General features: G+C 55.6%; 25 protein-coding genes. 16 read left to right on the top strand and 9 right to left on the bottom strand.

Features of this window, described 5'->3' with window-relative positions:
- Positions 1–73: 73 nt before the first annotated feature.
- Complete coding sequence (locus KJS42_RS15835; protein WP_193415827.1) at positions 74–487, bottom strand: DUF2621 domain-containing protein; 414 nt, start codon at positions 485–487, stop codon at positions 74–76.
- 236 nt (positions 488–723) lie between these two features.
- Here KJS42_RS15835 and KJS42_RS15830 point away from each other — a divergent pair, with 236 nt between their 5' ends.
- Positions 724–1,839: a deoxyribonuclease IV gene (locus KJS42_RS15830; RefSeq protein ID WP_213623412.1), complete on the top strand. Its 1,116-nt coding sequence runs from the start codon at positions 724–726 to the stop codon at positions 1,837–1,839.
- 37 nt (positions 1,840–1,876) lie between these two features.
- A complete protein-coding gene (purU, locus tag KJS42_RS15825) occupies positions 1,877–2,776 on the top strand; it encodes a formyltetrahydrofolate deformylase (RefSeq protein ID WP_193415491.1) in 900 nt (299 codons plus the stop codon).
- A 79-nt stretch (positions 2,777–2,855) separates the two neighbouring features.
- Here purU and KJS42_RS15820 read toward each other — a convergent pair whose 3' ends face one another.
- The gene (locus KJS42_RS15820; RefSeq protein WP_213623411.1) at positions 2,856–3,203 is read right to left on the bottom strand and encodes a RidA family protein; all 348 of its coding nucleotides are present in this window, start codon (positions 3,201–3,203) and stop codon (positions 2,856–2,858) included.
- Positions 3,204–3,496: 293 nt separating this feature from the next.
- Here KJS42_RS15820 and tkt point away from each other — a divergent pair, with 293 nt between their 5' ends.
- Positions 3,497–5,521, top strand: a complete 2,025-nt coding sequence (gene tkt / locus KJS42_RS15815; RefSeq protein ID WP_193415489.1) for a transketolase — start codon at positions 3,497–3,499, stop codon at positions 5,519–5,521.
- Positions 5,522–5,622: 101 nt separating this feature from the next.
- Positions 5,623–5,946: a pyrimidine/purine nucleoside phosphorylase gene (gene ppnP, locus KJS42_RS15810; RefSeq protein ID WP_213623410.1), complete on the top strand. Its 324-nt coding sequence runs from the start codon at positions 5,623–5,625 to the stop codon at positions 5,944–5,946.
- Between the two features lie 77 nt (positions 5,947–6,023).
- Here the strand turns inward: ppnP and KJS42_RS15805 are convergent, their stop codons facing one another.
- Positions 6,024–6,911 (bottom strand): NAD(P)-dependent oxidoreductase, encoded by an 888-nt coding sequence (locus tag KJS42_RS15805; RefSeq protein WP_155606510.1) that lies wholly within the window; start codon positions 6,909–6,911, stop codon positions 6,024–6,026.
- Between the two features lie 226 nt (positions 6,912–7,137).
- On the opposite strand from KJS42_RS15805, the gene KJS42_RS15800 reads away from it, so the two are divergent.
- The 4 genes from KJS42_RS15800 to KJS42_RS15785 all read left to right on the top strand — a co-directional run bounded on the left by KJS42_RS15800 (position 7,138) and on the right by KJS42_RS15785 (position 11,196).
- A complete protein-coding gene (locus KJS42_RS15800) occupies positions 7,138–8,493 on the top strand; it encodes a glucose-6-phosphate isomerase (RefSeq protein ID WP_155606511.1) in 1,356 nt (451 codons plus the stop codon).
- Between the two features lie 107 nt (positions 8,494–8,600).
- Entirely contained in the window at positions 8,601–9,233 is a 633-nt protein-coding gene (locus tag KJS42_RS15795) for a YigZ family protein (RefSeq protein WP_155606512.1), read from the top strand.
- A 5-nt stretch (positions 9,234–9,238) separates the two neighbouring features.
- Positions 9,239–9,835 carry a TetR/AcrR family transcriptional regulator gene (locus tag KJS42_RS15790; protein ID WP_059046549.1) on the top strand — a complete coding sequence of 199 codons (597 nt, stop codon included), beginning with the start codon at positions 9,239–9,241 and terminating at the stop codon, positions 9,833–9,835.
- Between the two features lie 296 nt (positions 9,836–10,131).
- Complete coding sequence (locus tag KJS42_RS15785; protein WP_213623409.1) at positions 10,132–11,196, top strand: sulfate/molybdate ABC transporter ATP-binding protein; 1,065 nt, start codon at positions 10,132–10,134, stop codon at positions 11,194–11,196.
- A 122-nt stretch (positions 11,197–11,318) separates the two neighbouring features.
- Here the strand turns inward: KJS42_RS15785 and KJS42_RS15780 are convergent, their stop codons facing one another.
- Genes KJS42_RS15780 through KJS42_RS15770 form a run of 3 tightly spaced genes read right to left on the bottom strand, consistent with a single transcriptional unit; the run spans position 11,319 to position 14,593 of the window.
- A complete protein-coding gene (locus tag KJS42_RS15780) occupies positions 11,319–12,416 on the bottom strand; it encodes an ABC transporter permease (protein ID WP_155606519.1) in 1,098 nt (365 codons plus the stop codon).
- Positions 12,413–13,432: an ABC transporter ATP-binding protein gene (locus KJS42_RS15775; RefSeq protein ID WP_213623408.1), complete on the bottom strand. Its 1,020-nt coding sequence runs from the start codon at positions 13,430–13,432 to the stop codon at positions 12,413–12,415. The genes KJS42_RS15780 and KJS42_RS15775 overlap by 4 nt, the downstream gene beginning before the upstream one ends.
- Before the next feature lie 3 nt (positions 13,433–13,435).
- Positions 13,436–14,593, bottom strand: a complete 1,158-nt coding sequence (locus tag KJS42_RS15770) for a COG1470 family protein (RefSeq protein WP_193415484.1) — start codon at positions 14,591–14,593, stop codon at positions 13,436–13,438.
- A 158-nt stretch (positions 14,594–14,751) separates the two neighbouring features.
- On the opposite strand from KJS42_RS15770, the gene KJS42_RS15765 reads away from it, so the two are divergent.
- From KJS42_RS15765 to KJS42_RS15755, 3 genes are all read left to right on the top strand, one after another.
- Positions 14,752–15,360, top strand: a complete 609-nt coding sequence (locus tag KJS42_RS15765; protein WP_155606522.1) for an RNA polymerase sigma factor — start codon at positions 14,752–14,754, stop codon at positions 15,358–15,360.
- Positions 15,338–16,276 carry an anti-sigma factor gene (locus KJS42_RS15760; protein WP_213623407.1) on the top strand — a complete coding sequence of 313 codons (939 nt, stop codon included), beginning with the start codon at positions 15,338–15,340 and terminating at the stop codon, positions 16,274–16,276. Before KJS42_RS15765 ends, KJS42_RS15760 begins: the two co-directional genes overlap by 23 nt.
- Positions 16,277–16,383: 107 nt before the next feature.
- On the top strand, positions 16,384–17,169 hold the full coding sequence (locus KJS42_RS15755) for an MBL fold metallo-hydrolase (protein ID WP_213623406.1): 786 nt from the start codon (positions 16,384–16,386) through the stop codon (positions 17,167–17,169).
- Positions 17,170–17,589: 420 nt separating this feature from the next.
- Here the strand turns inward: KJS42_RS15755 and KJS42_RS15750 are convergent, their stop codons facing one another.
- From KJS42_RS15750 to lplA, 3 genes are read right to left on the bottom strand one after another with little or no spacing between them, the layout of a single operon-like run.
- Positions 17,590–18,393: a Cof-type HAD-IIB family hydrolase gene (locus tag KJS42_RS15750; RefSeq protein ID WP_213623405.1), complete on the bottom strand. Its 804-nt coding sequence runs from the start codon at positions 18,391–18,393 to the stop codon at positions 17,590–17,592.
- Between the two features lie 29 nt (positions 18,394–18,422).
- Entirely contained in the window at positions 18,423–19,316 is an 894-nt protein-coding gene (locus KJS42_RS15745; RefSeq protein WP_213623530.1) for a DMT family transporter, read from the bottom strand.
- 31 nt (positions 19,317–19,347) lie between these two features.
- Complete coding sequence (gene lplA / locus KJS42_RS15740; RefSeq protein WP_155606527.1) at positions 19,348–20,352, bottom strand: lipoate--protein ligase; 1,005 nt, start codon at positions 20,350–20,352, stop codon at positions 19,348–19,350.
- A 258-nt stretch (positions 20,353–20,610) separates the two neighbouring features.
- Here lplA and KJS42_RS15735 point away from each other — a divergent pair, with 258 nt between their 5' ends.
- The 5 genes from KJS42_RS15735 (at position 20,611) to KJS42_RS15715 (ending at position 25,297) form a co-directional block, all read left to right on the top strand.
- Positions 20,611–21,705 carry a pyridoxal phosphate-dependent aminotransferase gene (locus KJS42_RS15735; RefSeq protein WP_155606528.1) on the top strand — a complete coding sequence of 365 codons (1,095 nt, stop codon included), beginning with the start codon at positions 20,611–20,613 and terminating at the stop codon, positions 21,703–21,705.
- 131 nt (positions 21,706–21,836) lie between these two features.
- Positions 21,837–22,580, top strand: a complete 744-nt coding sequence (locus tag KJS42_RS15730) for an adenosylcobinamide amidohydrolase (RefSeq protein WP_155606529.1) — start codon at positions 21,837–21,839, stop codon at positions 22,578–22,580.
- Positions 22,580–23,548, top strand: a complete 969-nt coding sequence (cbiB, locus tag KJS42_RS15725) for an adenosylcobinamide-phosphate synthase CbiB (protein ID WP_213623529.1) — start codon at positions 22,580–22,582, stop codon at positions 23,546–23,548. Before KJS42_RS15730 ends, cbiB begins: the two co-directional genes overlap by 1 nt.
- 89 nt (positions 23,549–23,637) lie before the next feature.
- Positions 23,638–24,369, top strand: a complete 732-nt coding sequence (locus KJS42_RS15720; RefSeq protein ID WP_193415477.1) for a histidine phosphatase family protein — start codon at positions 23,638–23,640, stop codon at positions 24,367–24,369.
- On the top strand, positions 24,362–25,297 hold the full coding sequence (locus KJS42_RS15715; RefSeq protein WP_244868517.1) for an LLM class flavin-dependent oxidoreductase: 936 nt from the start codon (positions 24,362–24,364) through the stop codon (positions 25,295–25,297). Before KJS42_RS15720 ends, KJS42_RS15715 begins: the two co-directional genes overlap by 8 nt.
- The last annotated feature ends 131 nt before the right edge of the window (positions 25,298–25,428 follow it).

Here is a 25,428-nt window from a genome sequence, read left to right as displayed (position 1 = left end):
AATCCTCCTCTACGTAAAAATCCGGCTGCCTAGTGCAAGACAAGGAGCCGGATGTGAATTTGTGCATATGCGCTTATTTGTTCATTAAATGCCGATAGGGTTGATAATCGATCTGATTATTTTCCAGAAACTTAACAAGGAACTTGTTGTCGCGTTTTGGCGTGGCTACGATGTAACCGCGGATGCAGTGCTCCTGCGTGACCTCGGAGGCTTCCTCCTGCAGCGCAATTTTGCCGATCTCCGCGGCGATCGAATGCTTGGCGATGTCCCGGAACGGTCCCGGTACAGGCTCGACCAACCGGTCGAGGAACGCTTTGGCTTCGTCCGTCCATAGGTGGCGGCTCTGCTCGACCCAATGGTTCTGCCAGTCCAGCTTCGACATGCCGTCAGCCTTCGGGAGTACCTTCAAAAATTTGCGGAACATAAAGAAGCCGCCAATCGCCATCATGCCAAGCAGCACGAAACCCCAAAACGCGATGCTGTTCATAAACCAGCGATTCGGGCCTTGGGCGGTTAGTATGTAAACGGTAGATTGCAGCACGATTCATCACCTCGGAACGGATTTCGCTTTTCGCTAAAAATTCGGATATTATGATAGTAGAAATTGAATCTTTCAAAACTGAGATAATCTGCTAAAATTATACCTTATTTCTTTATTTATTTCAGCATTCAAGCTAAAATAGGTTTGTTTAGCGATTTAATGTCCAAAAGGGGGAAAATACCTTGCTGAAAATTGGTTCCCATGTATCGTTCTCGGACAAGGGCCTGCTTAGCGCAACGGCCGAGGCGGTAACCTACGGCTCCAGCTCCTTCATGATATACACCGGGGCACCGCAAAATACGCGGCGTAAACCGATCGAATCGATGAATATTGAAGAAGGCCAAGCGGCGATGAAACAAGCCAGTATCGACGAAATCGTCGTCCATGCGCCTTACATTATCAATCTAGGTTCTTACAAATCGAACACGTACCAGCTTGCCGTGGATTTCCTGCAGGAGGAAATCCGTCGTACCCATGCGCTTGGCGTACGTAACATCGTGCTTCATCCCGGCGCTTTTACGGACAAGGATGCGGAGTACGGGGTGAATCGCATTGCGGAAGGCCTTAACGAAGTGTTGAACGGAACGAGCGAAACCGACGTTTGCATCGCGCTGGAAACCATGGCCGGCAAAGGGACGGAGATCGGTCGCAGCTTCGAGGAAATCGCGCAGATCATCGATAAAGTCCAACACAATGAGCGCTTAACCATCTGCCTTGATACCTGTCACATCCATGACGCCGGCTATGATATCGTAAATGATCTGGACGGCGTCCTGAAGAAATTCGACGATACGATCGGATTAAAGCGGATTGAAGTCGTTCATATCAATGACAGCAAAAACCCGGTTGGCGCGGCAAAAGACCGCCATACGCCGATCGGCTCCGGCTGGATTGGCTTCGATGCGATCCACCGCGTCGTCCATCATGAGGCGCTGCAAGGCCGGCCGTTCATTCTGGAGACGCCTTGGGTCGGGAAGGATGCGAAAACTCAACGCCCGATGTACGAAGTCGAGATCGCGCTGCTGCGCGGGAACGTCGGCGAACGGTTTGGTGAATCGTTCCTGAGCGATGTGGAGCGTTTGGCCGACTTTTTTGCCAAGCAGGACATCGGGGCCCGTTCCTTCGTGCTGGATACGTGGAATCTGCTCAAGAACGATGCCAAAGCGAAGAAGGCCGATCCGCGCGAACCGATGGAGCGGCTGTACGACCTCGCGACGGAGGCCAGCCTGTTCCCAGAGCTGACGGAAGAGCAGGTGAACCAACGCCTGGTGGCCTGGTTTGCCGGCGCGGGTAAATAACGAAGACATCATTTGTGGCAAGGGGAATGGAAGAACAATGGATACGCATATCAAAACGGGCGGACAACCCGTCAAACCTTATGAGAGCAACCGTGCGCGCATGTTGATCTCCTGCCCGGACGGGCCGGGGATCGTTGCCGCGGTATCCCGCTTCCTGCACGAGCATGGGGCGAATATCGTGCAGTCGGACCAGTATACGATGGACCCGGAGGGCGGCATGTTTTTTATGCGGGTCGAATTCGATTTGGATGGATTGGACGGGCGGATTGCGGCGCTGAGGAGCGATTTTGAAGCGATCGCCTCGCAGTTCCGGATGCAGTGGAACATCTATCAGCTGAGCCGCAAGAAGAAGCTGGCGATTTTCGTATCCAAGGAGGATCATTGCCTGGTCGAGCTGCTTTGGCAATGGCAAGCCGGAGACCTGGATGCGGAAATCTCCATGGTCGTTAGCAATCATCCGGATATGAAGGAATACGTCGAATCGTTTGGGATTCCGTACCACCACATTCCGGTGACGCCAGAGACGAAACGCGAAGCCGAGCAAAAGCAGTTGGAGATCGTCGGAGGCAACGTCGATTTAATCGTATTGGCGAGATACATGCAAATTGTCTCCCCGGCGCTGATCGAGCCGTACCGCAATCGCCTAATCAACATTCACCACTCGTTCCTGCCGGCGTTTGTGGGAGGTAAGCCGTATGCTCAAGCTTATGACCGCGGGGTCAAGATCATCGGCGCCACCGCGCATTACGTGACTGAAGAACTGGACGGTGGACCGATCATCGAGCAGGACGTGCAGCGTGTAAGCCACCGTGACGACGTGAACGAACTGAAACGAATCGGTCGGACCATCGAGCGGGTTGTGCTAGCCCGGGCTGTAAAATGGCATATCGAGGACCGGATTTTGGTCCACCAGAACAAGACGGTCGTTTTCAACTAACGGCCTCATTCATGAGATTTGGATAACAAAACCGGCATCATGGGCAGCGTGTCAGCTCGTCATGATGCCGGTTTTTACGTTATTCCTCTCCCCGGTAGGCGATCCCGTCAATCATCAGAAGACAATCGGTATCGATGAATTCAGTGGTGGAGGTCATGCGCGCCGGACAATGGTTTTGCTCAAAGTACTCGAAAAATACCTTCTCCATCTCAGGCAGATCCTGAATATGCTTGAGATACACATTCACTTTCACCAACCGTTCCAGTGGGCATCCGCAAGCGGATAAGGTGGATTTCAGTTGGGTGAAGACATCGTGGATTTGCGCGGTGAAGTCGTCGCCAAAACCTCGGTGCAGGCCGAGAAAGACATAGTCGCCGGCCGTAACGGCGGAAGAATAGCTAAACGGAGTTGGAATACGGGTAATCATGATCTTTAGCCTCCTAATAGATAAGGATTTATGCCGGATCTAGAGGTGAATGTTTTCACATAGTATAGAACATATGTTCCTAAAAAGCAAGGGATTTATTAACGGGGCAGGAGCAACACGAAAAAAGCTCATTTACAGGGGAATGGTTGGGAATAATGGTATGGAAAAGGGGAGTAGGAAGTGCTACAATAGATAAAGTCAAAATGATTTTTTCAAAATGATTGTTTTGTAATCGGAGCGTTAAATGTTTCATGGTTTTCAACGATCTTTTCATAATGAAGGAGGAAACACGAATGTCACTTTCAGAAAACAACACGATCGACAAACTCTCGATCACTACCATTCGTACGCTGGCGATCGACGCGATCGAGAAAGCGAAATCCGGCCATCCTGGCATGCCGATGGGTTCCGCCCCAATGGGATATCAACTATTTGCCAAAACGATGAACCATAATCCGGACGAACCAACCTGGATCAACCGCGACCGTTTCGTCTTGTCCGCCGGCCATGGCTCCATGCTGCTGTACAGCTTACTGCACTTGTCCGGGTACGACCTCCCGATGGAAGAAATTAAACAATTCCGCCAATGGGGCAGTAAAACGCCGGGTCATCCGGAGTTTGGTCATACCGCTGGTGTGGATGCGACAACCGGCCCGCTTGGTCAAGGTTTGGCGATGGCAGTAGGGATGGCGCTTGCAGAAACCCAACTGGCTGCGACTTACAATAAAGGCAATCTGAAAGTGATCGATCACTATACGTACGGCATCTGCGGCGACGGCGACCTGATGGAGGGCGTGGCCAGTGAAGCGGCATCGCTCGCCGGTCACCTGAAGCTTGGCAAATTGATTTTCCTCTATGACTCTAACGATATCTCGCTGGACGGCAAGCTGAATCTTAGCTTCTCGGAGAACGTGCGTCAACGATTCGAAGCTTACGGCTGGCAAACGCTGCGCGTAGAAGACGGGAACGATCTGGCGGCCATCGAAGCGGCGCTCGAAGAAGCGAAAGGCGACACTGAACGTCCAACGCTGATCGAAGTGAAGACAGTGATCGGTTACGGAAGCCCGAACAAGCAAGGCAAAGGCGGCCATGGCGGTACCCACGGCTCCCCGTTGGGCGCTGAAGAAGCGAAGCTGACCAAAGAGAATTACAAATGGGTATATGAAGAAGATTTCTATGTTCCGCAAGAAGTACGCGAGCATTTTGCCAAAGTTAAAGAACGTGGAATTGCCACTTATCAAGCTTGGCAAGAAACGTTTAAGCAATATCAATCACAATATCCGGAGTTGGCCGCTCAATTCGAGCAAGCGATTGCCGGCGATCTGCCATCCGGTTGGGATGCGAAGCTGCCTAAGTACAGCGCAACAGACAAAGCGGTCTCCACGCGCGTAGCTTCTGGTAACGCGCTCAACGGACTTGCTCCAAACGTACCGCAACTGCTGGGCGGCTCCGCCGACCTGGAAAGCTCGACAATGACACATTTGAACGATCTGGCGATGTATACACCGGAAACCCGCGATGGCCGCAACCTGTACTTCGGCGTTCGCGAGTTCGGTATGGCTGCTGCCATGAACGGCATCATGTTGCATGGCGGTCTGAAAGTGTTCGGCGGCACGTTCTTCGTGTTCACTGACTACTTGCGTCCGGCAGTGCGTTTGTCCGCACTGATGAAGTTGCCGGTGACTTACGTGCTGACGCATGACAGCATCGCGGTCGGCGAAGACGGCCCTACTCACGAACCTATCGAACAGCTCGCTTCCCTGCGGATCATCCCAGGCTTGACGGTCATCCGTCCGGCGGACGGCAATGAAACGTCGGCGGCATGGGCTTATGCGGTAGAGAACAAATCGAATCCGGTCGTCCTGGTGCTGACTCGTCAAAACCTGCCGATCCTGGAGAAAACGGCGGAAGCGGCTCGCGAAGGGATCAAACGCGGCGGTTACGTCGTATCCGACGCGAAGGACGGCAAACCGGTTGCGCAAATCATCGCTACGGGTTCGGAAGTCCAACTCGCGGTAAAAGCGCAAGCCGCTTTGGCCGAAGAAGGCATCCAGGTTCGCGTCATCAGCTTGCCGAGCGTGGATCTGTTTGATAAACAGGATCAGGCTTACAAGGACTCCGTTATCCTGCCGGACGTTAAAGCCCGCGTTGCTGTAGAAATGGCGCATCCGTTCGGATGGGATCGTTTTGTCGGCGAGAAAGGCTCGGTCATCGGCATCGATAAATTCGGGGCTTCCGCACCTGGCGACAAGGTCATCGAAGAGTATGGCTTCACGGTAGAAAACGTGGTTAACCACGTGAAAGCCCAATTGAAATAAATAAGAATAGGAGTTCAAAAAGTCGGATTTTCAGCACCGGAAGGTGATTAAAAGACGACTTTTTGAACAACCGCTTAGAGGGGAAGAAGGGAGAGGGGAACGTGACAGAGAAACTGCAAAATGTAACCGTAGAGAAGCAAGCCAACATCTATTTTGACGGCAAAGTTACGAGCCGGACCGTTTGGCTTCCGGACGGAAGCAAACTGACACTGGGAATCATGCTCCCGGGGGAATATGAGTTCGGCACGGACTCGCTGGAAGTGATGGACATTTTGTCCGGAGACCTAAAAGTGCTGCTTCCCGGCGAAACGCTGTGGCGGGAAATCAGCGGGCGCGGAACGTTCACCGTTCCTGCCAAGTCTTCCTTCAAGCTGGAGGTGCGCAGCGTCACCGACTACTGCTGCTCTTATGGGGCAGGAGCTTAAGCCTCATAGCTAATCAAAAAGGCAGGTATCAGCGATTCCATGTCGCTGTACCTGCCTTTATTTCATAATCTGAAGGCTTATTCGCCGATTTGTTTGCCAATCCAAGCTTCATACAGCTTGACGACGGAGGAGAGGTCCTCCTCGCCGAAGCCTTGGGTTTGGCCAGATTGGAACAGGCTCTTAGCCAGACTCAGCATCGGCGCCGGAATGCCCGAGCCGTCGGTCAGCGCAGACGCGAGCTTCAGATCCTTCAGCATTAAGGCAAGCGAGAACTGATTCGTGAAATCGTGCTCGATGATTTTGCGTCCCTTCAGCTCCGCGGCTTTGCTGCCGGCGGAACCCAGCTGCACGAGTTCTAGGAAGCGGTCTGCTGGCAGACCCGATTTGGCGGCGATGGCAAACCCTTCGGCCAGCGCCAGGTTGTTGATGCCGACAATCGTGTTATGGGCCAGCTTAGCGACGGCACCGCTGCCGTTGTCGCCCATGTGCAGCACTTTTTTGCCCATCGTGTCGAACAAATCCATCACTTGCGCTAAAGTCTCTGCAGAACCGCCGACCATAAATACGAGGGTGCCGTCGATTGCGGCCGGCGAGCTGCCGGTCACTGGGGCGTCGAGGAACGTGCCTCCAAGCTCAGCAATCTGTGCGGCTAGGCGTTTGACGAGTGCCGGCGAGATCGTCGAACAGTCGATGACGGTGGTCCCGGGCCGGATTCCGGCCAATACGCCATTCTCGCCTTCGTATACTTCGGCGATGGACTCATCGTTGCTGACCATCGTGATTACGACGTCCGCCCACACGGCGGTTTCCTTCGGCGAAGGTGCCACGGAAGCTCCCTGCTCGGCAAGGGGCGCTGCTTTGGATGCGGTCCGGTTAAACACGGTCACAGGATAACCTGCTTTCAGCAGGTTGGATGCCATAGGTGCACCCATCGTCCCGAGGCCGATAAATCCGATTTTTTTCAAGTTCGTCACCATCTTCCAAAAGAATTGAACATCATTTAATTATTTTAGCACGGCGCGTGGAAACCTGTATATTGTGCCCTTGTCATTGCCGGGAATTTACAGTATCCTAGTTTTAAGTTGTTTGAGGCGGCGTTCAGACCGGCTTTTTTTACCAGACAGCAGCTTTTGAACGTTTCCTCTTGGATAGGTCAGTGTGATAAATATTAGACGGAGGAGAGTTTCAGCAATGTCCAAAAAAGTGACGTTTGACTACAGCAAAGCCCTGCAATTCGTTGGGCAGCATGAGGTCGATTATTTTGCGGAGCCGATTCGCACGGCTCATGAGCAGCTACATAAAGGTACCGGGGCAGGTTCCGACTTCTTGGGTTGGATCAACTTGCCGACCGACTATGATAAAGAAGAGTTTGCCCGCATCCAGAAAGCGGCAGCCAAAATCCAAAGCGATTCCGATGTTCTGATTGTCATCGGCATCGGCGGATCCTACCTGGGCGCGCGCGCGGCGATCGAATCGCTATCCCATTCGTTCTATAATCTGTTGCCGAAGGACAAGCGCAAGACGCCGGAAATTTATTTTGCCGGTAACAACATCAGCTCGACTTACGTGAATCACCTGCTTGAACTGATTGAAGGCAAGGATTTTTCGGTGAACGTCATCTCCAAATCGGGGACGACAACGGAACCGGCGATCGCTTTCCGCATTTTCCGCGCTGCGCTGGAGAAGAAATACGGCAAGGAAGAAGCGCGTAAGCGCATTTACGCAACGACTGACAAAGCCAAAGGGGCGCTCAAGAAGCTGTCCACCGAAGAAGGTTACGAAACGTTCGTCATTCCGGACGACGTTGGCGGACGTTATTCCGTTCTGACCGCAGTTGGCCTGTTGCCGATTGCGACTGCCGGTATTAATATTGAAGAAATGATGCAAGGCGCAGCCGATGCGTCGAAGGAATTCAGCAACCCGAACCTCGCCGAGAACGCCAGCTACCAATATGCAGCCGTACGTAACGCGTTGTACCGCAAAGGCAAAGTGACGGAAATCCTCGTCAACTACGAGCCTTCCCTGCACTACGTATCGGAATGGTGGAAACAGCTGTACGGCGAAAGCGAAGGCAAGGATTACAAAGGGATTTATCCGGCATCGGTTGATTTCTCCACCGATCTGCACTCCATGGGGCAATTCATCCAAGAGGGCAACCGGAATATCTTCGAAACGGTGATTCAAGTGACTGAGGTGCCTAGCCACATCACGATTGAATCCGATCCGGCCGATCTGGATGGCTTGAACTTCCTGTCCGGCAAAACGCTTGATTTCGTCAACAAGAAAGCGTTCCAAGGCACGCTGCTGGCACATACCGATGGCCATGTACCTAACCTGGTCGTGAATGTGCCGGACATGACGCCATATTCGTTTGGTTACCTGGTTTATTTCTTTGAAAAAGCCTGCGGTATCAGTGGTTACCTGCTGGGCGTCAATCCATTTGACCAACCGGGTGTCGAAGCGTACAAGAAGAACATGTTCGCACTGCTTGGCAAGCCGGGTTACGAGAAGGAAAAGGCCGAACTGGAAGCCCGTCTTTCCGAATAAGTAAGGCCAGGTAGTAGTAAATGCGTTGAAGTTAGAATGTCAGGAAGCAGTTCGCCGGAAGATGCCGGAGGAGCTGCTTCTTGGCACATTCATAAGGATGGTCTCATATGCTGGAAAAGTACAAGACGGTTAGGCAAGCCGGAGAACAAGAAATCGTCATCAAGAAATCACGGTTTATCGGGCACGTGAAACCGGTGGAAACCGAAGCCGATGCGCTTCAGTTTATTGAGGAGATCAAGAAGAAGCACTGGAACGCCACGCACAACTGTTCCGCGTACATGATCGGGGAACGGGATGAAATCCAAAAGCAATCGGACGACGGGGAGCCGAGCGGAACAGCCGGTAAGCCGATTTTGGAGGTGATCAAAAATCAGGGCCTCAAGAACGTCGCCATCGTCGTAACCCGGTATTTCGGAGGGATCATGCTGGGGGCGGGCGGTCTCATCCGGGCATATACTGACGGAGCCGTCGCAGCGATTGAAGCAGGGGAAGCCATTTCCCGTGTGCTTCATCAGCAAGTATTCGTGGAGCTGGATTACACTTGGCTAGGTAAAGTGGAGAATGAATTGCGTAACCGCGGCATCCGTACGGGAGATACGGGGTTTGCGGATAAGGTGACACTATGCTGTCTGCCGCATCATCCGGAGGCGCAAGCCTTTATGGATTGGATGACCGATTTGACGGGAGGGCAGGCCGTGATGACGGAAGGTGAAAAGGTTTATTTTATTGAAGGGGAATAATGCCTATGGCAAGAAGAGCAGTTGATCAGGAGTTGTCGAGAGAAAGAATTATGGAAGCGGCCCGGCACTTGTTCATTACCAAAGGGTACCGCGGGATTTCCATGAGGAGCATCGGTCAGCATTTGGGATACAGTCACGGCTCGCTTTATTATCACTTCAAGGAAAAAGCCGAGTTGTTTTATGCCATCGTGGTGAAAGATTTCGAGTCGCTGACCCATCTGTGCGAGCAGGTGACCAAACGGCCGCCTACCGACGGGCTGACCAAAGCAGAGCAACTCATGCTGGAATTCATCAAATTCGGCTTGGAGCATCCGCACCAATACGAAATCATGTTTATGCTCAGGGATGAGGAAATATTGGCGTACTGTCGCAGCGAACAGGCCAAATGCTTCAATATGTTCGAGTCCATCATCCGCAGTTTTTTGCAGGAGGAGAGGCATCCGCTGGAGAACAATCCGTCTCTTCCGCTCAGCATGTTTTTGGGTATGCATGGATTTATCTCTTACTACATCCAGGATCGGCTGACCTTTGAAGAGATTAAGCCGGCCGCTGTCGCGCACGTCAAAATGTTAAGCCACAGCATTTACCGCATAACGTCATAGGGCGTTTTTGTTTTCACTTCTCGCTTTATCCAATTACACCATCATAGCATCAACACTTTATAACACTAATTGACAAAACCGGTCCATCCCCTGTAGAAAACAGATTCGGGGAAGGCCGGTTTTTGTTCAGTGTATAGCAAAAAAAAACCGCTCAAACCGCTTGGCTACTGCTTTTTTTCAGATTGACGGAATGCTTGCGGTTTGGTAATCTATTCTTAATAAACAATTCCAAGTAAATTCATCTGAATATTTAATAATTCAGTTCTTTGGAAACCGGAAGGGATGTGTGGTTTTGCATGCATGTAGAAGTGCGGAATTTGGATAAGCATTTTGGCAGCTTCCATGCCGTCCAAAATGTCAGTTTTGGCATCGAAAAGGGTCAATTGATCGGTTTGCTGGGGCCTAGCGGGGGCGGCAAAACGTCGATACTTCGCATGCTAGCGGGCCTGGAGCAGCCGGATGGCGGCGAGATTCTATTCCATGGGCAGCGGGTCAACGAGCTGGCACCGCAGGATCGCGGAATCGGCTTTGTTTTCCAAAGTTACGCTCTCTTTAAGCATATGACGGTATTCGATAATATTGCCTTCGGCCTGCAAGTGAAGAAGGTGTCAAAGGCGGACACGCGAGCGCGGGTCATGGAGCTGGTCGAGCTGACCGGGCTGCGGGGATTCGAGAACCGCTATCCGCATCAACTGTCGGGGGGGCAGCGCCAACGGGTTGCCTTTGCCCGCGCTTTGGCTCCGCAGCCGCAGTTGTTGCTGCTGGATGAGCCCTTTGCCGCGATCGATGCCAAGATCCGCCAGGAGCTGCGTTCGTGGCTGCGCGAGTTGATCGAGCGGGTAGGGATCACCTCGATTTTCGTCACTCATGACCAGGATGAAGCGATTGAGGTGGCTGACGAAATCATGATTATTAATCAGGGACGGCTGGAGCAAAAAGGGACGCCTTGGGATATCTACAAGGAGCCGGGAACCCCGTTCGTGGCTTCGTTTATCGGGCAATCGACGCTGGTGGAACGTGCCGCCGACCTGAAAGGCTTCGAGGAGGAAAGCGGAGGGCCGGAGACGAAAGCCTTGATCCGTCCGGAATACATCGAAGTAGGTACCGATCACGAATTTACATTGTTATCCGCGACTGCCCCAGGCGTCGTGAAGCACCTGCATTTCCGCGGCAGCGAATGGCTGGTGGAGGTGGAGGTCGGGGGGCATACCCTAACGACGTTCCGCTCCCTGGAGAAAGAAACGTTGAAGGCGGGTCAGGAGGTTCGCGTGCTCGTCCACCGCGCTTATCTCTTCGACCAAAAGCGGAGCTGGATCCTCGAGAATCCGCTGAAGGGTAATCCGCTTAGCGTGATTATTTGATCTGAGTTGTCGATGGGAAGGAAATAGCGGTTTAAAATAAGACCCCAAAGCACCACTATTTGGGTGAGAATAAATAAAGAAGCCGCTGAAATATTCAGCGGCTTCTTTGCGTACGATTTCGGTTAGGCTCTCGACCGCACTTCCTGGCGCATGAACAGGACGTAGGACAGGCCAAAGCAGATCATCGTGGCGGCGAGCAGTCCGGTCAGCTGCGGCCAGATCAGCAGCAGGCTTTGGCCCAGCGATAAAGGGCTGGCGATTGCACCCACGAGCTGGTCCATTGTCAGCGGCCCCAATGCGCGGACTCCGGGGGAAAGCATCGTCGAGATCGTCTCCGAGAACAGCTCCGTCGGAGACAGGCGGTTCAGCGTCAGCACGAGGTTCATTTGCCGCAGCTGCGCATCCGGCGTCGCCATCTGGGAGACGGCCGTCGCGCTGTCGATCATGTTGATGATCATGCTGTAGAAGATCGTAAAGAACAGCCAAATGGCGATGGACGACAGCGCCGACGTCGCTGCCTGCCGGAAGCGGATCGAGAACAGGATCGACAGGCATAACCAGAAGCCGATGTATACCACCGCTATCAGCAAAAAGATGAAGATGCGGGCAAACTCCTCCGGCGTTGGCGGGTAGCCGATCGTAAACAAGCCAAGTCCCATCACGAGCAGGCCCAGTGAAAACACGACGACGGCGATCATCGCCAAAGCCGAGACGAACTTGGCTTTCAGAAAATCGTCGCGGTAAATCGGCTGCGACAGAAGGCGGCCTAACGTCCCTTTGTTCCGTTCGGAGTTGACGGCGTCGAAGCCGAGCGTGATGCCGATCAGCGGTCCTAGCCAGGACAGGAATGTAGAGAAGGAGGGTACCGCCAGCGCCGAGCTGGTTAGAGTATACATTTTCAGGAACAGGAACGTATCTCCCGCCCCTCCGTCAGCCGCGCTGCCGCCCGATCGAATGGCCGTGACGGCCGAATAAATCGAGCCAATACAAGCCAGCACGATAATGCCCATCAGGATCCCGAACCGCCAACTGCTCAGATGATCGCCGATTTCCTTCTGCACCATGACCCAAAAGGAGGAAAACGAGCGTTCCCGGGGCGGATCAGCTTCGCCGGCGGGACGCAGTTCCGCCCACTGTCTTCTTGCGCGCTCCCGCCATTCGTTCAGGCGCAGCAGTTCCTTCGGCGAACGGCCGTCGGCCGCTTTGTTTGGCTGCATCATTGCTCACCCCTTCTTTCGAAATAACGATGATAGATATCGTCAAGCCCGTACTCCTTCCGGCGGATGTACACAAGCTCCGCGTCCCCGTGAATGACGGCATCGGCAATTTGGGCGGTCAGGTCGCGCTCGCATACCACGGTTGCGGTCACGCCCCGCTCAAGCTCGTCGTCGCCTTGAACCGGGTAGCGGATGCCGCGGACGCCTTCCAAACCGGCGATGTGCAGGGCCAACTCCTCCGTCCAGCCTTTGGCGCCAACCTCGACGTAGACGTTGCCGTCCGCGTCCAACTGCTTGGATAAGGAGCGGATGTCGCCGGCGGCGATCAGACGGCCTTCGACGAACAAACCGACGCGGTCGCAAATTTGCTGGACCTGATGCAGGTGGTGCGAGGATAGCAGTACCGTCAATTTCTCGTCGCGGCTCAGCGAGGAGATGAGGGCGAGCAGCTCCCGTACCCCTTCGGGGTCGATCCCGAGCGTAGGCTCGTCGAGAATGATGACCTCCGGGTTTTTGATGAGCACGTCGGCCAGACCCAGACGCTGCCGCATCCCGCGGGAGAACGCCCCGACCTTTTTACCGGCGTTGTCCGCAAGTCCGGTTTTCTCCAGAAGGGCTTTGGCGCGCTGGAGGGCCTCTTGCTCCGATACGCCGTTGAGCCGTGCCGTGTACATGAGGTTATCCAGTGCCGTCCGGTCCTCATAGAACCCGACGTCATCAGGCAGATAACCAACCTTCCGCTTAACCTTAAGCGCCTCGCGCGTCGGATCGAATCCGCAGATTCGTGCATGCCCCGAGGTCGGTTCGGTCAGCCCGAGCAGCATCAGGATCGTTGTGGTTTTCCCTGCGCCATTGGGACCAAGCAATCCGAAAATCTCCCCGCGGGCGATGCTCAAATTCAGATGATCGACAGCTGTGGCCTCGCCGTATTTCTTGGTCAACTGCACCAGCTCGACGACCGGACGTTCGCCGTTGGCCGATGGGGTGGGTGTCATACGCATACCGGTCTCAGTAACCATGGATTATCTTCTCCCGTATTTCCGGAACAGGTAATAGATGCCGCCACAAACCGCCAGTATGATGAGAACCCCCACCCATCCCCATAATACGGACGATTTCACGGTCACCCGCAGATCGGCGTTCGCGCTTTTGTTTGCGGAGGAGGCGGTCAGACTGACCACGTAATCCCCGGGGAGCGATTTCTTGCTCGACTTGATCGTGGCTTGGACCTGCTTGCTCTCGCCCGGCGCGATCGATGTGATCGACGAAGGTTCGAACGACACTTCCCAATCCGTTGGCGCGGACGAAGAGAAGGAGAGGTCTTGCAGCTCGGCGGAACCGGTATTTTGAACGACAAAGGTCAGCTTGCGTTCGGAACCCGCCCCCACGTCAGTGCTAAGCCGATCATCCGTCGTGGAAAATTTCATATCGTACGTTCCCGTCACGACGGCTTCAATCTTGGCGTTGGCGGTTGAATCGCCGCTTGTAGCTGCAATCGGGATTTCGTACTTGCCGGCTTTGATTTGTTCAGGCGGCTTCACCTCAATCGTAATCGTCTTCTCGGCATTGGGTTCGACTTCGACCGAAGTTACGCTGTTGCCGTCGGCTTTAAAGCGGACGTCCCATCCTTGCTCGGCTTGTGCGCTGAAGGCATAGGTCTGTTTTTGCGTCGTCCGGTTGCGCAGCACCGCGCTGTACGTGAAAGTGGAGTCGGAATGGCCTTCCATATTAGCCTGGTCCAAGGTTAACTCGGTTTTGAAGGTGCCCTGCTCCGAGACGTTGACGACGAGCGGCAATGTGACATCGTCCGCTTTGAGATTGAATACGTACCGGCCTTTGTTGACTTGCAGCGGTACGTCGAGGTCGAGGTTGAAGGTTTGGGTCTCTCCGGCCTTTACCGCCAGGCGCGAGACCTCGCGGCCGCCCGCGGTCAATTCGTATTTCCAGTCCTTGCTTTGCGAATCTAAAGAGAGGTTGGCTGATGCCGTGCTTCCGCCATGATTGACGAGATCGATCGTATACGATACGGATTCGCCCGGCGCTGCGGACCACTCTAAGTAAGGTGAGTAAAGTTCCAACGAACCGGCCGCCGAGGCTCTGCCAACCCCGGATAGAGCACCGCCTACGGCCGTGATCACAATGAGCAGCAGGAACGCTGCTTTTCGAAAGGTTTGATGCATCTTTTATACCCCCTATGAAATATTGATGTTCATCAAGGGTACGCACGAAACGACGCCTTGGATTTATTCCGAGCAAAAAAAAATTGGGGTTTTCAAGCGAAACCATTTTTGGTAAAACGGGAGGTAAGAAGAGGAGAAATTTTGCGGGAGGGACAAACATGGACCTGCAAAATGAAGAGATGACCTGGCGTCTACGCGAAATGTGCGAAGGTTCGGTGTCGGCATTTGATGCGTTTTACGCCTGTTATTCTCCTTTTGTCATGCAGGTGGCCGGCCGTCTGGTTGGGGAGCGGATGGAGGCCGAAGATATTTGCCATGAGGTGTTTCTGGAGGTGCTGCGACGCGGACAGGACTATGATCCGTCACGCGGTTCGATCAAGGCCTGGCTGGCGGTCATGACCCGGAGCCGCAGCCTAGACCGCTTGCGGCGTAAAGCGCGGCTGGAGTATCCAGGCGACGAGGCCCTGCTCCGGGATGCGGTGGACGAAGACGGCTCCGGCGAGAGCGAAGCCTTGTCGCGACTGGAGCGGGAGGCGCTCCGCACGGCGATTTACACCCTGCCGGAACCGCAGAAGAGGGCGATCGTGGGTTCCTATTTCGCCCTGCAGACCCAGCGCGAGATGGCGGAGGCCTGGAGCGTGCCAATCGGTACCGTGAAGTCCTGGGTGCGATATGGCCTGAATCATTTGCGCAAGCAGTTGGAGAAGCAGGGTTGGGGAGAATCGCTGGAAGGAGGGAACGAGCATGAACGGGCAAACCGGCGATAATGCTCGCAAAATCAACGGGGCGGAGCCCGACGGCGTATGTGTTCGGATGTATACCGAGCAGGAGTGGATCGATTGGCTGCTGGGGACAATGGCGGAGACGAAGCGCTCTGAAATGGCGAAGCATTTGGACACCTGTGCGATCTGTCTGGGGCAGAAAACGTATTGGGAGGACGTCCTGGGGATTGCAGGCGTTTACGCATCACAGACGGACATGCCAGAGATACCCGTTAGCGGAGACCCGAAGCCGGCGCTAGTCATGCCGGTGCAGCCAGTGCGAGTGCAACCGCACCTCCAGGAGCAGGCTGTCACTTCTTCCACTCAGCGTATTGACCCGTGGGCAGATGCCCTTCCTTCTGAACGAATTCGGCGCAGCCTGCGTCGCCGGGTGAGAGGAGTCGGGTGGCGACGTCGGGCGTTACGCTTGCTATCGGTACGCTGGAAGTGGAAGTGGACCGTGTCACTGGCCGCAGCCCTGATGGTGCTGATGGGCTTGGGATACGCTTTGGATCATCTGAACCAACCCGAAGCAGGTTGGGACCGTTATGTGCAAACGTACGAGCCGGAAGCCCTATCGGTCCTGTCCAAGCCGGATACGATCTCTTATCCGATCGCCATGGGCCGTTTGGAGCCGGAAAACGGGAGGGTGTGGTACAACGCCGCCACCCGGGAAATGCTCATGCTGGTTGGCGGGTTGGTCCCGGACAAAGGTCATACCATTCGCGTCTGGATCGTGAAGGAAGGCGCGCGCGACAGCCTGGGATTGCTGCAATATCATGCGAATCGGGCACATCTCTACGTCAAGGACAAGACGCTGAATGTCAATGACGATTTGGAGCTGACGATCGAGCCGATATCTGGTTCGCCGGACATGTATAAGGACTCGAATTCCATCTCGCTGGATTTGCTGGGACGATAAGTATTGTGCACATAAGACGTAGTCAACCCTCAAGACAGAGTGGTCTCGATGGCGTGAGATTTCGTAAAAAATAGACAAGTGGCTCGTCAGGAGGGAGACGTTTCAATATGGACCAGCTCGAGTTTATCGGCACCGGGGACGCCATGGGGGTTCCAAGGGTGTATTGTGAATGCGAGGTTTGCGCGGAATCGCGAAGCTCCAGCGGCGTGAATCGGAGATATCGCGCTTTAGTCGCGGTAGAAGGTGATGAAGGCAGCTTCCTGATTGACTGCGGCCCGGATTGGCGGACCGGCATGGAACGTAGAGGACAACGTTTTACCGAGCAAATTCTGGTTACGCACGCCCATTTCGACCATATTGGTGGACTGCCCGAATGGGCGGATGCTTGCCGTTGGCTGGGGAGACGGGGACAGCTGCACGCGCCGCAGGAGGTGCTGGACACGATCCTTCGGCAATATCCGTGGCTAGGCGGTCATTTAGATCTGCATGCCGTTGGCAGCGAAGGGACCCGGCTGGCCGGGTGGCAGATCCGCGCGTGGAAGGTGTTCCACGGCAAGAACGGATTTTCGTATGCGTACCGATTGGAGAAAGGCTGCTTCGCCTGGGCCTATTGCTCCGATTCGATCGCTTTACCAGAGGAGCAAAAGGAGCCGTTGCATGGTCTAGATCTGTTGGTACTGGGCACGAGCTTTTATCATGAGTTGGCGGAGTTCGCGACCCGGTCGGTGTATGATGTAAAGGAAGCGCTCGAGCTCTTGAACGAAGTTCGACCGACACGAACGGTGTTTACGCACCTGTCGCACGACCTCGACCTTCGGCGCGATTATGGATTGCCGGAGGGCGTGGCGTTTGCTGCGACGGGGATGAGGGTACTGCTGCAGACGGGGGAGTGATGGCGGATTGGGCGTCCGGGTGAATGTCCGAGCAGATGTTCAAACGGATGTTCGAGCACATGTTTAGGGAGATTTCCGAATGGTTGTTCAAGCGGATATCCGAGCCGTTCCGAAGCGGGGGCCGAGGGGATGTCTTCCGAGCTCCGTTCCCAGTAGGCATGAGGTTAATGTATGCGAAAAATCGAATACAATTTACCCGCTACCGATACTTTCTGCCGAATGTATGCGAAAATTCGAATACATTTCACCCACGTCAGGTCACTTGGACCCAATGTATATGAAATTTCATGCTTATTCGCCCCAATCGGGCGCAAAAGCCCTGAATCTATATGAAAAACCGAATAGATTTCGAGTTTTGGGCGTTTTGCAGCAAATGATAAACGAAATTTCAGCTAAAAAAAACTAACTGGAGGAATCCAGTTAGTTTTTTGCATTTAACACAAACTGATCGATCACGTGCTTCACGCCGTCCTCGTTGTTGCTCAGGGTGACGAAGTCGGCGATGTCCTTCAATGCGGGGATGGCATTGCCCATCGCTACGCCCAGGCCAGCAGCCTCCAGCATCTCATGGTCGTTCCACGAATCGCCGATGGCAATCGTTTGCGACAAGTCGCAGCCGAAATGGGCCGCCAGGAAACGCAAGGCATGGCCTTTCGTGCCTTCCGCATGCATGATTTCCAGGAAATTCGGCTTGGACTTGGTGATATGAACGCCGTCCCCCAGCAATTTGCGCAGCTCCGGCGCGATTTGGTCCAGGTAATCAGGCTCGTCGATGATCAGCATTTTCGGCGTTGGCTGGGCCACCAGCTTGGCGAAATCCGGCTCCACGTAATACCGCGTCCGGTTTAGCGTGGTATAGTCGATAAGCTTCTGGTTCTCCTCGCGGGCGTACAACTTGTCGTCGATGTACGTTTGCAGGTGCAGGTTGCGCTCGATGCAGTATTCAAACAGTTGGCGCGCCGCTTCCATCGGGACGTAACGCTCGTAGAGCACTTTTTCGTCCATCAGATTTTTGACCAGCGCTCCCTGGTACGTAATAATCGGCACGTTCAGCCCGGTCTGACGGGCGATCGCTTGGGCCGAAGCGTAGGCGCGGCCGGTTGCCAGGGTGACGACTACCCCCTTGGACACCGCTTGCTCCAACGCCTGCTGCGTTGCAGGAGTAACCTCTTTGTCGTCATTAATTAAGGTATCATCGATATCGATGGCAATCAGTTTATACATGGTTTCTCTCCTTTTGGAATGATCTCTCTCTAACCGGCGGATTTCAATTCCGCGAGCAACATACCGCCTAAAATGCACATACAGCCGATCCCTGCCGCCAAACCAAGCCGTTCGCCTCCGAAAAGCACGCCGGTCGCCGCGGCGAACACCGGCTCCATGGCGAAAATGACGGCGACCCGGGAAGGGCTGGTAAACTTCTGAGCTACCGTCTGAATCCAAAACGCGAACGCACTGGTCGGCCCGATCGAGACGAGTAGCGCAAGCCATACCTCCGGCTGCATCAGTTGACCGGCCGTTTCGGTCCAAGAAGCCGAACGTTCAAACAGCAGCGATCCAGCCGCGCTGAGAACGCCGACGACCAACATTTGCAGCGATGCTAAAGGAAGCGCCGGATAACGGGGAGCAAACACGCCGGTGTAGGCGACATGCAGCCCAAAGGCAATGGCGCATAAGAACACGAGGGCATCGCCGCGATTCAAAGCCAGACCCTGGGTGCCGGCGAACGCTAGCAGATAGAGTCCGGCGGCGGCCAGCAACGCGCTTATCCAGGTGAACCGGGAGATGCGATGCTTCAGCAGCCAAAATGACAAAAAAGGCACGATGACGACGGACAATCCTGTAATGAACCCTGCGTTCGAGGTGGAGGTATACAGCAAGCCGACCGTTTGAAACGAATAGCCGAGGAACAGAAACAAACCAAGCAGCGCCGCATGTCCCGCCATACTCCAGGATAATTGCTTCCATTCCTGCCGATAAAACACGGCGATGATCAAAGCGAGCAGCAGCGCCGCCCCGTTAAAGCGGATGGCGTTAAAGGCCAGGGGCGGGAGCACCCGCACTGCATGCTGAACGATCAAGAAGGTGCAGCCCCACATGAACGCGACGAACAACAGGCCCATATCGGCCAGTCGGGTCCGGTTTATGGCGGGCTTTTTCAAAGATAGGGCAGGTTCGTTATTCTTCAAGGAATACCAGTCCGATAAAGTCGTCCAGCTCCAGATTGCCGAAGTAGTGCTTCACCTCAATGCCAGCTAAAGCTTCTCGCACAGCCGAATCCTCGTATTTCACGCCTCTCAGCTTGTCCTCGATATCCGCCACGTCGCCGACGCCAAAGAAGTCCCCGTAAATCTTGATGTCTTGAATGTGTCCGTCTTTGATGTTCATGCGCAGATCGATGATGCCGACCGGAAATTTCTTGGCATGCTTCACGTTGCTCTCCGGCGACAAACCGTAATTCCAATCCCAGTTTTTATAGCGCTGAGCGGAAATCTCATGGATCTTCGCCCAGTCTGCTTCCGTTAATTTATATTGAGGCACGGCGTTCGGTTCCATGCCAAAAATATGCCGCAGCAACTCGGCGCGGAATTCCTCAATTGTCATTTTGCGGTCCAGAAAGTCGATGATGTTGGCGACCCGGCTGCGTACGGATTTGGTACTTTTCGATTTGAACTTCTCCGGATTGGCATGCAGCGAAGCCTGTACGTTGTCCAGGTTTAGGTTAAACATCAACGTGCCGTGGCTGAACATGCGGCCTCGCGTGGCGAATTGGGCATTGCCGGAAATCTTTTGCTCCCCGACCTGAAGGTCGTTGCGTCCGGTCATCTCCGCATTCACACCCAGCGATTTCAATGCCTGCACCACCGGCTCGGTAAACTTGCGGAAGTTGTGGAAAGACTCACCGTCGTCCTTGGTAATGAAGCTGAAGTTCAAATTCCCGAGGTCGTGGTATACCGCGCCACCTCCGGAAAGCCGTCGCACGACTTGCACGCCGTTCTCCTTGACGTATTCCTGATTGATCTCCTCGATGGTGTTCTGGTGCTTGCCGATAATGATGGAAGGGGCGTTGATATAGAACAGCAAATAGCTGTCGTCCTCCAGCGGCAAATGTCTCAGGGCATATTCTTCGATGGCCAAATTGACGGATGCATCGGTAATGCCTTCGTTATCAATAAACAGCATGGTTCTCCATCCTCCTATTTGCGGCCGGACGCCTGAATCTCAGGCCCCGGTATGTAGTCTTACACGCATATGAATTTATTGTAAACCAATTGATGTCGAAACCAAAGAGGGAGCAGGGATATTTGGTGAAAAAGAACCGAATAGCTTCCTTATTGACGGAAGGTGACCGGGAACAGATAATGGGGACACCTGAACTTTTTTGGAGAGAAAAGAATAACGTGCATGGATGCAAGGAGCATAAGGAAAGAGGGATCAGTCATGGAGTTGGAAGTTTACGGCCACGGCGGCGACCTGGTGACGGCTTCGGCCCGGTACGGCGTGGCGGCGGGAGAATGGACGGATTTTAGCGCGAACATTAATCCGCTGGGGCCGCCGCCGGGGTTGCTGGATGCCCTTCGGGAGGCGCTGCCGGGTATTGTGCGTTATCCGGATCCCGGACATCGCAAGCTGGTGATGCAGTTGGCAGCCCGCCTTCAAGTGGAGGGGGATGCATTAGTCGTCGGCAACGGGGCGGCGGAAAATATGGCGTTGGCGCTGCTTGGACTCGCCCCGGAGAAGGTCGGGATAGTAGAGCCTTGCTTCTCCGAATACCGCACCCTTTCGGAACAGTTTGGCGCCGAGGTGATGTCGGTGTTCGGGACAGAGGAGCGGGCGTTTAAGGCGGCGCCGGAGGAGATTGAAGGGCTGATTCGTGAAACGAATTTGACGTTCATCGGGCAACCCAACAACCCGAACGGGGTGCAATACGGGATGGACGAGCTGCGGCGGTTCGCCGCGGCAGGAGAGCGATACGGCACGTACGTGGTGATAGATGAAGCGTTTATCGACTTTATCCCGGAACCGGAGCGCCGAACGTTGCTGCCGGAACTGGGGGAATATCCGCATCTCATCCTGATCCGGTCGATGACGAAGTTTTACGCGATCCCGGGCCTCCGGCTCGGATTTGCGATCGCGCATCCGGAGACAGCCCGGCGCATGCGGGACAAGCAGGTGACCTGGAGCGTCAATTCGTTGGCACTGCTTGCGGGCGAGTTTTGCTTGGGGGCGGACGTTTCGTACGAACGAGAGACTATGGGATTGGTGAAGCAGCAACGCGATCGGCTGATGGGTGAGTTGATGCGACTGGGTTGCAGAACCTGGCCGGGGGAAGCGAACTTCCTGCTTGTCCGGGTACCGGAGCCGTGGACGGCCGAATCGATACAGACCGCGCTCGGACGGCGCGGCGTGCTGGTGCGCAGCTGCGCGATGTACCCGGGGCTGACGGAGCGGGACATTCGGCTGGCGGTGAAGGACGAACCGGCCTGCGGCAAACTGCTGCGGGAGCTGGAAGCGGTGATGGGGGAAGCATTGTAGGGGGAGAAGCGGTGAGGAGAATTCAAGAGGAGCGGGATGATTGGGATTCCTGTGAATTCCTGACGGTAGGGATGAGTTGAACGAGTATCGTTTGCGATTGCGCAAGACGTGGATTTGGGAGGAAGGGAAGAATGACGATCGAGATACCTTTTATGGAGGCGAACCCGGGCAAGGTTTATGCATCTGAAGCCTGGCCTGGCTTGAAGCTGGAATACGGGGAGCGCCATTTGTTGCTGGAAGCCCCGCAGGAGATGGACGGGCTGAGCAGCGCGGTGTATGGCGGCGGCTTCGGCAAGCTTAACCGAATGGTCAACATCTACGTAGACCGGCATTACCGCTGCGATGATCCAGCGCGGGATATCGCGGATCTGCTGGGGCAGTGGGGTTATCCGGCTGAAGGAACGGCCGGGCTGCTGACGGCGGTGCCGATGCGCTACGTGGCGGTGGCGGAGGAGCGGGGAGGCGATTTCGCCGTCTTCTGCTGCGCGACGGCGGGAGCTTCGAACGCCGCGCGGGCCGGCGTTCGGCGGACGACGTTCCCGGCCTCGTGGACACCGGGAACGATTAATGTGCTGCTGGCTGTGGACGGACGGCTGACGCCGGCGGCGATGGTCAACGCCGTGATGACGGCGACGGAGGCGAAGACGGCCGCGCTGGGCGATCTCGGCGTGCTGGACGCCGAGAACGGGCTCGCAGCCACCGGCACCACGACCGACGCGGTCGCGCTTGGCGTGAGTCAGCGGGCCGACTGGCCGCTGCTGCACGCTTACGCGGGCACCGCGACGGACCTGGGCGGCACGGTGGGCCGCCTGGTGTACGCCGCCGTAGGCGCGTCGCTGCGCGCAGCGGCCGCAGGCGCGGGAGCACGCCGATGATGGCGGCGTGGTGGGTGTTGCCGGTCGCGTATGCGCTCGACCGGCTGCTCGGCGATCCGCGCTGGCTTCCCCACCCGGTGGTGGGGATGGGCAAGGCGATCGCCGCGCTCGAGGCGGCCATCCGCCGCCTCGTTCCGCCCCGCCGCTATCGGGCGGCGGGGGTGCTGCTGCCGCTGGTCGTCGCCGGCGGCAGCTTTGTCTTGACCTGGGCGCTGCTGCGCCTGCTGGCCCAGGTCAGCCCGTGGCTGGCGGCCGCGGTGGAGGCCGCCCTCATCTGGACGACGATCGCCGCCAAAGGCTTGCGCATGGCTGGGATGGACGTGGCCGGGCACCTGCTGCGCGGTGACCTGCCCGCCGCCCGCCGCGCGCTCGGCATGATCGTCGGACGCGACACGGCGCACCTGGATGCGCCGGAGATCACGCGCGGCGCCGTCGAAACCGTCGCCGAGAACATCGTCGACGCCGTCGTGTCGCCGCTTGTTTATGGCCTGCTGGGCGGTGCCCCGCTGGCGATGGCATACCGGGCGGTGAACACCCTCGATTCGATGGTCGGCTATAAGAACGACAAATACATCGATCTCGGCTGGGCTTCCGCCCGGTTGGACGATATCGCCAATTACATCCCCGCCCGGTTGACGGCGCTGCTGCTCTACGTCGCAGCATGGGCCTTGCGGTTGGATGCCCGCGGCGTCTGGCGAATGGTACGCCGCGATGCCGCCAAGCATCCGAGCCCGAACAGCGGCTACCCGGAAGCGGCGGTGGCCGGGGCTCTAGGCGTACGCCTTGGCGGGGAGAACTCCTACCACAGCGTCGTCTCGTTCCGCGCCTATATGGGCGACAAGACCCGAGAGCTGGTTCCCGAGGACGTAGCGAAGACGGCGAAACTGATGTTCTGGGCGGCGAATGCGATGGTAATCGTAGGAACGGGGATATGGATTGCGATCACCGGCAATTGGACATGGATTTAATCGGAATGGGAGACTCGATTCGTGAATTAGCGGCGGGCCTTGAGCTTGAACTTAACTTTGGAGGGGAATGGCCTGGGAGGTGAACGTGAATGAACGTGGAATGGTGGCTGGTTCGTCATGGCCTCACGGCCTGGAACGCCGAACGCCGGTATCAAGGGCATAGTGATCTCCCCCTGCTGCCGGGTGAAGCATCGGGCTTGGCCGAGCTGCGCCGGGAACTGGCGGGGGTCGATTTCGCGGCGGTGTATGTCAGTGATTTAAGGCGCTGCCGCGAAACGTTAGCCTGGGCCCGTCCAGACTTACTGGACGGCGCGCAGCAGGACCCCCGCCTGCGGGAAATGAATTTCGGCCGGTGGGAGGGCCAGACGTATGAGATGCTCAAGGACAACGAGCGTTACCGTACTTGGATCGACGATCCGCAAGCCGCAACGCCACCTGACGGCGAATCATGGCAGGCTTTTGAGGCACGTGTGTCGGGGGTGTGCGGGGAATTCTTAACGAGGACGGAAGCGTTAGCGGGATCCGACTCTATCTCCAACTCCAACTCCAGCTTTGGCAGTTTGGCAAACGTCCGATTGCGGGAGACATTCCCGCCGTCAGCGGTTCGATTATATCCGTCTTTGCCGCTAACCGCATCACAGCCGCTTGAACCCACCCGTTTGCTCATCGTCACCCATGGCGGGGTTATCTCATTGATCTGTTCACTGCTTCAACCGAATTTGAGTTTCTGGGACACCCGGGTTGGGCCGGGCGGCGTGAAACGTTTGTACTTTCGAGAGGAAGGGGAACCTGAGGTGGAGAAGGAGGCGTACGATGAATGATTCTGAGATGAAGCTGAAGCTAAGGCTAAAGCTTAGCGTGCTGGATTTGGTTCCGAAGCTCCCGGGGACTAAGGCGGAAGCGGCACTTGAACAAGCCATCCGGTTGGCCCGGCAAGCGGAAGAACTGGGATATCTGCGGTACTGGACGGCGGAACATCACGATATGGAGGGTCTGGCCAGTGCGGCGCCAGAGGTGCTACTGTCAGCGATCGGAGCGGCTACCCGCCGGATCCGTCTTGGATCAGGCGCCGTATTGCTGCCGCATTATAGCCCGCTGAAGGTAGCGGAAAACTTCCGGCTCCTTGCGGCCCTCTATCCGGGGCGTATCGATCTTGGGATCGGGAGAGCTCCCGGCGGGGAGGCGCATGCGGCGATGGCGTTAAGCGGTAATTTTCTGGAACGGGTAGCTCGTTATCCGCAGCTAGCGAAGGATCTCTCTGACTTGCTTGCGGATCGTTATCGCTACGACGATCATCCCGTTACTGCTCGGCCAATTCCCCATCTTCCGCTAGATCTATGGATGCTTGGCACTAATGTCAAAAGCGCATGTTATGCGGCCGAACTCGGAACGGGTTACGTCTTCGGTCAATTTATGAGTGAAAGCGATGGGGGAGAGATCCTGCGGACCTATCGTGAAACCTTCCGCCCTTCCTTGCACCAAGCCCAGCCAACGACGATACTTGCCGTTAGTGTCATTTGTGCAGAGACGAAAGAGCAGGCGGAGACCCTAGCGGCGAAGGCGGCCGAAGGATTCCTCGCCCGCGGAGGTTCGCCTTTCCAAGGGCTTGTCGGGACAGGGCATCAGGTCCGCGAAAAGCTGCAGAACATGCAACGCGAGTGTCTTAACGACGAGTTTTTGATCGTCTCGCCGATCCCCGATTACGAGGAGCGGTTGCGTTCCTATCGGCTTCTTGCCGATCCGTGCTGATGTTGAAATCGGCCAGGCCCCCGAATATTGGACACTTTAGGATCAAACCTTAGTTCGGCTCAACTATACGGCGATTCTAAACGCGTTTACTTCGTTTCTCTCCAGTTTCACTGCAAATTCAGCGGGAGAGT

The organism is Paenibacillus sp. J53TS2, from assembly GCF_018403305.1.
GTDB lineage: Bacteria > Bacillota > Bacilli > Paenibacillales > Paenibacillaceae > Fontibacillus > Fontibacillus rhizolycopersici.
Note: the sequence above shows the minus strand (reverse complement) of the source record. Positions and strands in the feature narration are given on the sequence as shown.

What these genes read in the sequence shown, in the direction of transcription:
- KJS42_RS15835 (WP_193415827.1), bottom strand. Translation starts at nt 487, where the DNA reads ATGAACAGCATCGCGTTTTGGGGTTTCGTGCTGCTTGGCATGATGGCG.
- purU (WP_193415491.1), top strand. Translation starts at nt 1,877, where the DNA reads ATGGATACGCATATCAAAACGGGCGGACAACCCGTCAAACCTTATGAG.
- KJS42_RS15820 (WP_213623411.1), bottom strand. Translation starts at nt 3,203, where the DNA reads ATGATTACCCGTATTCCAACTCCGTTTAGCTATTCTTCCGCCGTTACG.
- tkt (WP_193415489.1), top strand. Translation starts at nt 3,497, where the DNA reads ATGTCACTTTCAGAAAACAACACGATCGACAAACTCTCGATCACTACC.
- KJS42_RS15800 (WP_155606511.1), top strand. Translation starts at nt 7,138, where the DNA reads ATGTCCAAAAAAGTGACGTTTGACTACAGCAAAGCCCTGCAATTCGTT.
- KJS42_RS15795 (WP_155606512.1), top strand. Translation starts at nt 8,601, where the DNA reads ATGCTGGAAAAGTACAAGACGGTTAGGCAAGCCGGAGAACAAGAAATC.
- KJS42_RS15790 (WP_059046549.1), top strand. Translation starts at nt 9,239, where the DNA reads ATGGCAAGAAGAGCAGTTGATCAGGAGTTGTCGAGAGAAAGAATTATG.
- KJS42_RS15785 (WP_213623409.1), top strand. Translation starts at nt 10,132, where the DNA reads ATGCATGTAGAAGTGCGGAATTTGGATAAGCATTTTGGCAGCTTCCAT.
- KJS42_RS15780 (WP_155606519.1), bottom strand. Translation starts at nt 12,416, where the DNA reads ATGATGCAGCCAAACAAAGCGGCCGACGGCCGTTCGCCGAAGGAACTG.
- KJS42_RS15775 (WP_213623408.1), bottom strand. Translation starts at nt 13,432, where the DNA reads ATGGTTACTGAGACCGGTATGCGTATGACACCCACCCCATCGGCCAAC.
- KJS42_RS15770 (WP_193415484.1), bottom strand. Translation starts at nt 14,593, where the DNA reads ATGCATCAAACCTTTCGAAAAGCAGCGTTCCTGCTGCTCATTGTGATC.
- KJS42_RS15765 (WP_155606522.1), top strand. Translation starts at nt 14,752, where the DNA reads ATGGACCTGCAAAATGAAGAGATGACCTGGCGTCTACGCGAAATGTGC.
- KJS42_RS15760 (WP_213623407.1), top strand. Translation starts at nt 15,338, where the DNA reads ATGAACGGGCAAACCGGCGATAATGCTCGCAAAATCAACGGGGCGGAG.
- KJS42_RS15755 (WP_213623406.1), top strand. Translation starts at nt 16,384, where the DNA reads ATGGACCAGCTCGAGTTTATCGGCACCGGGGACGCCATGGGGGTTCCA.
- KJS42_RS15750 (WP_213623405.1), bottom strand. Translation starts at nt 18,393, where the DNA reads ATGTATAAACTGATTGCCATCGATATCGATGATACCTTAATTAATGAC.
- lplA (WP_155606527.1), bottom strand. Translation starts at nt 20,352, where the DNA reads ATGCTGTTTATTGATAACGAAGGCATTACCGATGCATCCGTCAATTTG.
- KJS42_RS15735 (WP_155606528.1), top strand. Translation starts at nt 20,611, where the DNA reads ATGGAGTTGGAAGTTTACGGCCACGGCGGCGACCTGGTGACGGCTTCG.
- KJS42_RS15730 (WP_155606529.1), top strand. Translation starts at nt 21,837, where the DNA reads ATGACGATCGAGATACCTTTTATGGAGGCGAACCCGGGCAAGGTTTAT.
- cbiB (WP_213623529.1), top strand. Translation starts at nt 22,580, where the DNA reads ATGGCGGCGTGGTGGGTGTTGCCGGTCGCGTATGCGCTCGACCGGCTG.
- KJS42_RS15720 (WP_193415477.1), top strand. Translation starts at nt 23,638, where the DNA reads ATGAACGTGGAATGGTGGCTGGTTCGTCATGGCCTCACGGCCTGGAAC.
- KJS42_RS15715 (WP_244868517.1), top strand. Translation starts at nt 24,362, where the DNA reads ATGAATGATTCTGAGATGAAGCTGAAGCTAAGGCTAAAGCTTAGCGTG.